7 protein-coding genes are annotated in these 6,691 nt (G+C 74.1%); 5 read left to right on the forward strand and 2 right to left on the reverse strand.

The features are described 5' to 3' along the window. Both AB0K09_RS27615 and AB0K09_RS27620 read left to right on the forward strand, forming a co-directional pair. The coding region (locus AB0K09_RS27615; protein WP_366068127.1) for an FAD-dependent oxidoreductase at positions 1-1,682 on the forward strand (1,682 nt) is incomplete at its 5' end. 46 nt (positions 1,683-1,728) lie between these two features. Continuing rightward, the gene (locus AB0K09_RS27620) at positions 1,729-2,535 is read left to right on the forward strand and encodes a helix-turn-helix transcriptional regulator (RefSeq protein ID WP_366068128.1); all 807 of its coding nucleotides are present in this window, start codon (positions 1,729-1,731) and stop codon (positions 2,533-2,535) included. On the opposite strand, the gene AB0K09_RS27625 is transcribed toward AB0K09_RS27620, so the two are convergent. Both AB0K09_RS27625 and AB0K09_RS27630 read right to left on the reverse strand, forming a co-directional pair. Then, positions 2,525-2,893: a nuclear transport factor 2 family protein gene (locus AB0K09_RS27625; RefSeq protein ID WP_366068129.1), complete on the reverse strand. Its 369-nt coding sequence runs from the start codon at positions 2,891-2,893 to the stop codon at positions 2,525-2,527. The two genes, AB0K09_RS27620 and AB0K09_RS27625, sit on opposite strands and share 11 nt — an antisense overlap. 122 nt (positions 2,894-3,015) lie before the next feature. Continuing rightward, positions 3,016-4,029, reverse strand: a complete 1,014-nt coding sequence (locus AB0K09_RS27630; protein ID WP_366068130.1) for an ABC transporter substrate-binding protein — start codon at positions 4,027-4,029, stop codon at positions 3,016-3,018. A 195-nt stretch (positions 4,030-4,224) separates the two neighbouring features. Between AB0K09_RS27630 and AB0K09_RS27635 the strand changes: the two genes are divergently transcribed. The 3 genes from AB0K09_RS27635 to AB0K09_RS27645 form a co-directional block, all read left to right on the forward strand. Beyond that, positions 4,225-5,214: an iron chelate uptake ABC transporter family permease subunit gene (locus tag AB0K09_RS27635; RefSeq protein WP_366068133.1), complete on the forward strand. Its 990-nt coding sequence runs from the start codon at positions 4,225-4,227 to the stop codon at positions 5,212-5,214. 1 nt (position 5,215) lies between these two features. Further along, positions 5,216-6,292 carry an iron chelate uptake ABC transporter family permease subunit gene (locus AB0K09_RS27640; protein WP_366068131.1) on the forward strand — a complete coding sequence of 359 codons (1,077 nt, stop codon included), beginning with the start codon at positions 5,216-5,218 and terminating at the stop codon, positions 6,290-6,292. 34 nt (positions 6,293-6,326) lie between these two features. Then, positions 6,327-6,691 (forward strand): ABC transporter ATP-binding protein (locus AB0K09_RS27645; RefSeq protein WP_366068132.1); only part of this gene is annotated, 365 nt, incomplete at its 3' end.

Below are 6,691 nucleotides of genomic sequence, written 5' to 3' on the forward strand. Positions count from 1 at the left end.
CCCGCCCCCGGAGATCCGGGGCCGCCGGGGCGCGGACCGTAGCCGTCCTCGGCGGGGGCGTCGCCGGGCTGACGGCCGCGCACGAACTCGCCGAGCGGGGCTTCCGGGTGACCGTCTACGAACGCAAGGCCCTCGGCGGCAAGGCCCGCAGCATGGACGTGCCGGGCAGCGCGAAGGGCGGCCGCAAGCCGCTCCCGGGCGAGCACGGCTTCCGCTTCATCCCCGGCTTCTACCGCAATCTCCCCGACACCCTGCGCCGCATCCCCTTCCCGGGCAACAGCGACGGCTGTCACGGCAATCTCGTCGCCTCCCGCGAGGTGCTGCTGGCGCGCATCGGGCACGAGGACATCCGGGTGCCCTTCGCCGGCCTCGGGACACCGCCGCCCGTCCTCACGCCCGACGCGCTGCTGCGCGCGCTCACCGGGCTGTTCGACGCCTTCTCCGGTCTGCCCGCCGACGAGATCGCCTACTTCGCCGGGCGGCTGCTGGTCTGGTTCACCAGCTGCGAACGGCGCCGGACGGAGAGCTGGGAGCGCGTGCCGTGGTGGGAGTTCACCCGGGCGGCCCACATGTCCCCCAACTACCAGCGGCTGTTGTGCGTGGGCCTGACCCGGAACATCGTGGCCACCAAGGCCGAGGTCGCCAGCACCAAGACGGTCGCCACCTGCGCCGAGGCGTTCCTCTTCAACATGCTCGGCCGGGGCGCCGACGGCGAGCCCGACCGGGTCCTCGACGCGCCCACCAACGAGGCGTGGATCGACCCGTGGACCGCACATCTGCGCTCCCTCGGCGTCGAGTTCCGCGTCGGCTGGTCCGTGCAGGACCTCCGGCTGGCGGACGGCCGGATCAGCGAGGCCGTGGTCCAGGACCCCACCGGAGCACGGCGGTCGGTGACCGCCGACCACTTCGTCTCCGCCATGCCCGTCGAACACGCCCGCAGAACCTGGAACGCGGCGCTCCGGGCGGCCGACCCGCAGCTGGCGCGATGCGACGCCCTGCGCACGGACTGGATGACGGGCATCCAGTTCTACCTCACCGAGCCCACGCCCATCGTCCACGGCCACATCAACCACATCGACTCGCCCTGGTCGATCACCGCCGTGGGGCAGGCCCAGTACTGGTCCGGGCGCGACTTCCGTGCCGACTACGGCGACGGCACGGTCGCCGACTGCCTGTCCTGCGACGTCTCCGAGTGGGACCGGCCCGGCATCCTCTACGGCAGGACCGCCAAGCAGTGCACCCGCCAGGAGATCGCCCGCGAGGTGTGGGCGCAGATGAAGGCCGGCCTCAACGACACCGGTCGCACGGTGCTCCGCGACTCGGCGCTGCACTCCTGGTTCCTCGACCCGGCCGTCGACACCGGCGGCCCCGACCCCGTCAACGACGAACAACTGCTCATCCACCCCACCGGCACCTGGTACAACCGCCCGGACGTCCGCACGGCCGTCCCGAACCTCTTCCTCGCCGGTGACTACGTGGCCGTCGACATCGACCTGGCCACCATGGAGGGCGCCAACGCCTCGGCGCGCGCCGCCGTCAACGCCCTGCTGGACGAGTCGGGTTCGCGCGCCGAGCGCTGCGCGGTCACCCCGCTGTACCGGGCGCCTGAGCTGGAGGAGCTGCGCCGCCAGGACGAGTTCCGGTACCGGCTGGGGCTGCTCAACGCCTTCGACCTCGGCTGAGGACTGCGCGGGACCGGAGTTCCGGGGCCGGGGTTACGGTCGGGGCATGACGACTGTCGTGGAAGCCCCGACCGTGGGCGCCCTGCTGCGCGAATGGCGCGACCGGCGGAGGATCAGCCAGCTGGAGCTGGCCCTGCGCGCCGACTCCTCCGCCCGGCACATCAGCTTCATCGAGACCGGCCGCTCCCGGCCCAGTCAGGAGATGGTCCTCCGGCTCGCCGACCACCTCGACATACCCGTACGGGAACGCAACGCCCTTCTCGTGGCGGCCGGTTACGCCCCGCACTACCCCGAACGCCCCCTGGACGACCCGGCGCTGGAGGGCCTGCGCGCCGGGCTCCAGCAGTTGCTGCGCGGCTACGAGCCCTTCCCGGCGCTGGTCGTCGACGGAACGTACCAGGTGCTGGCGGCCAACAGCGGCATCACCATGCTCCTGGAGGGCGTGGCCCCGCGGCTGCTGGCGCCCCCGCTGAACGCCATGCGCCTGACCATGCACCCCGAGGGCCTGGCCCCGCGCATCCGCAACTACCACGAGTGGCGCGAGCATCTGCTGCACCAGATGGAACGCCAGTTGGCGCTGTTGCGCTCGGCGCCGCTGCGGGCCCTGTACGACGAGGTCAGCGCCTTCCCCCTGCCCGAGCGGGGCGGTACGGAGCGGGCGGCCGACGGGGAGGGCCGGCTGCCGTTCGCCCTGCCCATGGTGATCGAACACGCGGGGCGGACGCTGTCGTTCATCTCGACCATCGCGACGTTCAACACCCCCATGGACGTGACCGTCTCCGAGCTGGCCCTGGAAACCTTCCTGCCCGCCGACCCGGAGACCGCCGCCTTCCTCCGGCGCGTCACGCCGTAGGCACCCGGTCCAGGAACCCGAGCACCGTACGGATCCGCCCGTCCTCGGCGAGCGTCACCACGTCCGACCCGGCGACGGGCGCCGAGCCGTCGGCGGCCGAGACCAGCTCCCAGGAGAAGCGCACGGTGTTGTGGTGCCCGTCCACCAGCCCGGTCGGCCGGAACTCGAACCCGGGGAACTGCTCGTGCGCTCCGGCGATGACGGCGGCGATCCCGTCGTGCCCGGTGACGGCGGCGAGCGGGTCGGTGTAGCCACCGTCCTCGGTCCACGCGGCGGCCACGGCCCGCGCCCGGGTGTCCGGGTCGGTGGCGTTCCACGCCTCGAAGTAGCGGGCGACGGCGGTCTCGTACTGCGACATGAGTGTCTCCTCCACGGCATCACGACGATGGCGAACGATGTCTGTCCGGCTCCTCCGGACCCGAGTGCGCGGGTCCGGAGGAGCACTGCCCTCACCATGCCGGGATCGCGCCGGCGGGGCGATTACCGCCGGGGTAATGGCCGGGCGGCCGCCACGTCGCGGGTGAACGCGTCGTACACCCGCGTCATGCCCCGGTGGCTGAGGCAGGGTTCGGGGTTCCACCGCCCCAGCCGGCCGGCCCGGACGGCCGGCAGGTCGCGCCACATGGCGTTGTGGCGCAGTTCGGGCGGCTGGAGGCTGCTGGAGCGGACGTCGAGGAGGATGAGGTCGGCCGGGTAGCGGTCGGCGAGTTCCCAGGAGAGTTTCTCGACGTAGGCGGTCTCGCCGCCCCGGGGGAGGACGACGTCCAGGCCCAGGGAGGCGAAGTCGGCCACGGACGGGAAGCCGGCCTTGCTGACGCGCAGACCGTTGCGGTCGGCGGAGACGAACATGACGCGCAGGCCGGGGCGGGCCGCGGCGGTCCGTTCCGCTCTGCGGCGGGCGGCGCGGTAGGCCGCCGCCTGCCGGTCGACGGTGGCGGCGGGAGCGCCCAGGGCGCGGGCGAGGTCGGCGTAGCGGCGGACGGAGGTGGCGACCTCGGCTCCGTAGACCTCGATCGAGAGCACCGGGGCGAGCCGGCGGACCTGGTCGAGGCCGCCGGGTTCGATCTGGTGGGCGCCGTACTGGAGGGGGTCGACGATCAGGTCGGGGGCGAGCCGGCCGAGCCGTTCGACGTCGATCTGGCCCCAGATCCCGCCGAGCGTCGTCATCCGGCGGGCGTCGGCCTCGCCGAGCACGGTGTCGTCCCGGCCGCCCCCGCGGGCGCGCAGGGGCCCGTAGACGCCGACCGGCCGGATGCCGTAGTCCCACAGGGCGGCGACCGCCGTGGAATAGGCGACGACGCGCCGGGGGCGGCGGGCGAGGGTGACCGTGCGGCCGGTGTCGTCGGTGAACGCCCAGCCTCCCCCCGGTCCGGAACCGGCGGCTTCCGGAGCGTGTCCGGGCACGCCGCAGCCCGCCGTGAGGACTCCCAGGGCACACGCCGTCAGAAATGCGCGGCGGGCCGGTTCCGGCCGCTCGACGACATAGCGCAGCATCTCAACTCCTCGTCCGTCAAGAAAAACCGGCCGCGCAGGCCGGTGTACGTGCCATCGACACGAATGTCATGTGAGGTTAGGTTTACCGAAGTTGGCGCCGCAACGTTTTCTCACCGTGCGGCCGCCGACCGGTATTTCTTTGCTTTCCGGGGGATTTCGCGACGGAAGGAGCGCACGGTGGGCAGGCGTCGGACCGTGCTCGCCACCGGGCTGGCGGTCGCCGCGCTCGCGCTGGCGGCGGTGGCGGTGGTGAGCATCGGGATGGGGGCGAGAGCCGTGCCGCCGGGGGCGGTCCTGGACGCGGTGTTCCACTTCGACCCGGACGACACCGGCCAGCTCGCCGTGCGGTCGCAGCGGCTGCCGCGCACGGCGGTGGGGCTGCTGGTGGGCGCGGCGCTGGGACTGGCCGGGGCACTGATGCAGGGCATGGCCCGCAATCCGCTCGCGGATCCCGGGGTGCTCGGGGTGAACGCGGGGGCGGCGCTGTTCGTCGTGCTGGGGATCGACGTCTTCGGGGTGACCGCGCTGTCGGGCTACGTGTGGTTCGGCTTCGCGGGCGCCGCGCTGGCGGCGGGCCTGGTGTACGCGGTCGGTTCGCTGGGCGGGCGCGGGGCCACGCCGGTGAAGCTGGCGCTGTCCGGGGCGGCGGTGAGTGCGGCGCTGGCGTCGCTGACGACGGCGACACTGCTGCTGCACGCGGAGACCTTCGACGAGTTCCGCTTCTGGCAGGTCGGTTCGCTGGCCGGCCGGGACGCGACGGTGATCCGGCAGTCCTGGCCGTTCCTGGTGCTCGGCGCGCTGATCGCGCTCGGCTCGGGCCGGGTGCTCAACGCGCTCGCGCTCGGGGACGACACGGCGCGGTCGCTGGGCCGCCGGGTGGGGTGGGCGCGGCTGACGGCCGCCGCGGCCGTGGTGCTGCTGTGCGGTGCCGCGACCGCCATGGCCGGGCCGATCGCCTTCGTCGGCCTCGCCGTACCGCATGCGGCCCGGCTGATCACCGGGCCGGACTACCGCTGGATCCTGCCGTATTCGATGGTGCTCGCCCCGCTCCTGCTGCTGGCTGCCGACATCGTCGGCCGGGTCGCCGTACGCCCCGGAGAGTTGCAGGTGGGGCTGGTGACGGCCCTGCTCGGGGCGCCGGTGTTCGTGCTGCTGGTGCGGCGGCGCAAGCCGGCGGAGCTGTGACATGAGCATCCACGGCGTCCAGGACATGCACCGCACCGACGGCGACGCGGCGGCGGCCCGGCGGGCCGTGGCCACCGCCCGGGCACGGGGGCGGGCGCGCACCCGGTCCGTCGTCCTCGCCCTCACGCTGGTCACCGTCCTGGTGTGCGGCGCCGCGCTGACGCTCGGCCCGTTCACGGTGCCGGTGCCCGGGCTCGTACGGTCGTTCACCGGCGGGGCGGAGTGGAAGGACGCCTTCTTCGTCCGGGAGGTGCGGCTGCCGCGCGTGCTGACGGGAGCGCTGACCGGGCTGGCGTTCGGGATGTCGGGGGCGGTGTTCCAGGGCGTGGTCCGCAACCCGCTGGCCAGCCCGGACGTCATGGGCATCACCTCGGGGGCCGGCGCGGCCGCGGTGGTGTCCCTGACGTTCTTCGGGCTCGGCGGGACGGGCGTCTCGCTCGGGGCGCTGGGCGGGGCGCTGGCCACGGCCGCGCTGATCCAGCTGCTGGCCTGGCGGCGCGGGGTGAGCGGGCAGCGGCTGGTGCTGGTCGGGATCGGTACGGCGGCGGTGCTCTCCAGCCTGACCTCGTACCTGATGACCAGCGCGCACATCAGCGACGCCCAGCGGGCGCTGCTGTGGCTGACGGGCAGTCTGAACGGCCGCGGGACCGCCTACGCCGGCCCGCTCGCCCTGTGCCTGGCGGTCCTGCTGCCGGTCACCGCGCTGCTGAGCCGCGCGCTGGGCGTGCTGCGGCTCGGGGACGAGCCGGCCACCGGGCTGGGGCTGCCCGTCACGGGCGCGCGGCTGGGTCTCCTCGCGACCGGCGTGGCGCTGGCGGCGGTGGCGACGGCGGCCGCGGGCCCGGTGCCGTTCGTGGCGCTCGTCGCGCCGCCGATCGCCCGCCGGCTGGTGCGCGAAGGGCCGGCGCTGACCGCTTCGGCGCTGGTGGGCGCGGTCGTCATGACGGCTTCCGACCTCGCGGCGCGGCATCTGTTCGGCTCGACCGAACTGCCGGTGGGCGTGGTGACGGGCGTAGTGGGAGCGCCCTATCTGCTGGTGCTGCTGGCCACCGCGAACCGCTCCGGCCGCAGCGGCTGACCGGGAGAAGGGCCGACATGCGAGAAGGGCGGAGATGAGCGAGAAGCACCTGCTCCAGGCGGAGGACGTCCGCCTGGGCTACGGCCGGCGGGAGATCGTCCGGGGACTGACCCTCCGGGTGCCGCCGGGCCGCATGACGATGATCGTGGGGCCGAACGGCTGCGGGAAGTCGACGCTGCTGCGCGCCCTGGCCCGGCTGCTGTCCCCCGCGTCGGGGCGGATCCTGCTGGACGGCGAGGACCTGCGCGCGCTGCGGACGCGGCGGATCGCGTCGGTCCTCGGCATCCTGCCGCAGAGCCCGGTGCGCCGCCCGTGGGGTGCCGCTCCATGTCGTCCACGGGTGCCCGCCGCCGGTGCAGGCGTACGCGCCCTGGGGCGTCGACCCGGACGTGGCGGGCG

The sequence above is a fragment of the Streptomyces sp. NPDC049577 genome, assembly GCF_040675635.1.
GTDB lineage: Bacteria > Actinomycetota > Actinomycetes > Streptomycetales > Streptomycetaceae > Streptomyces.

What these genes read in the sequence shown, in the direction of transcription:
- AB0K09_RS27620 (WP_366068128.1), top strand. Translation starts at nt 1,729, where the DNA reads ATGACGACTGTCGTGGAAGCCCCGACCGTGGGCGCCCTGCTGCGCGAA.
- AB0K09_RS27625 (WP_366068129.1), bottom strand. Translation starts at nt 2,893, where the DNA reads ATGTCGCAGTACGAGACCGCCGTCGCCCGCTACTTCGAGGCGTGGAAC.
- AB0K09_RS27630 (WP_366068130.1), bottom strand. Translation starts at nt 4,029, where the DNA reads ATGCTGCGCTATGTCGTCGAGCGGCCGGAACCGGCCCGCCGCGCATTT.
- AB0K09_RS27640 (WP_366068131.1), top strand. Translation starts at nt 5,216, where the DNA reads ATGAGCATCCACGGCGTCCAGGACATGCACCGCACCGACGGCGACGCG.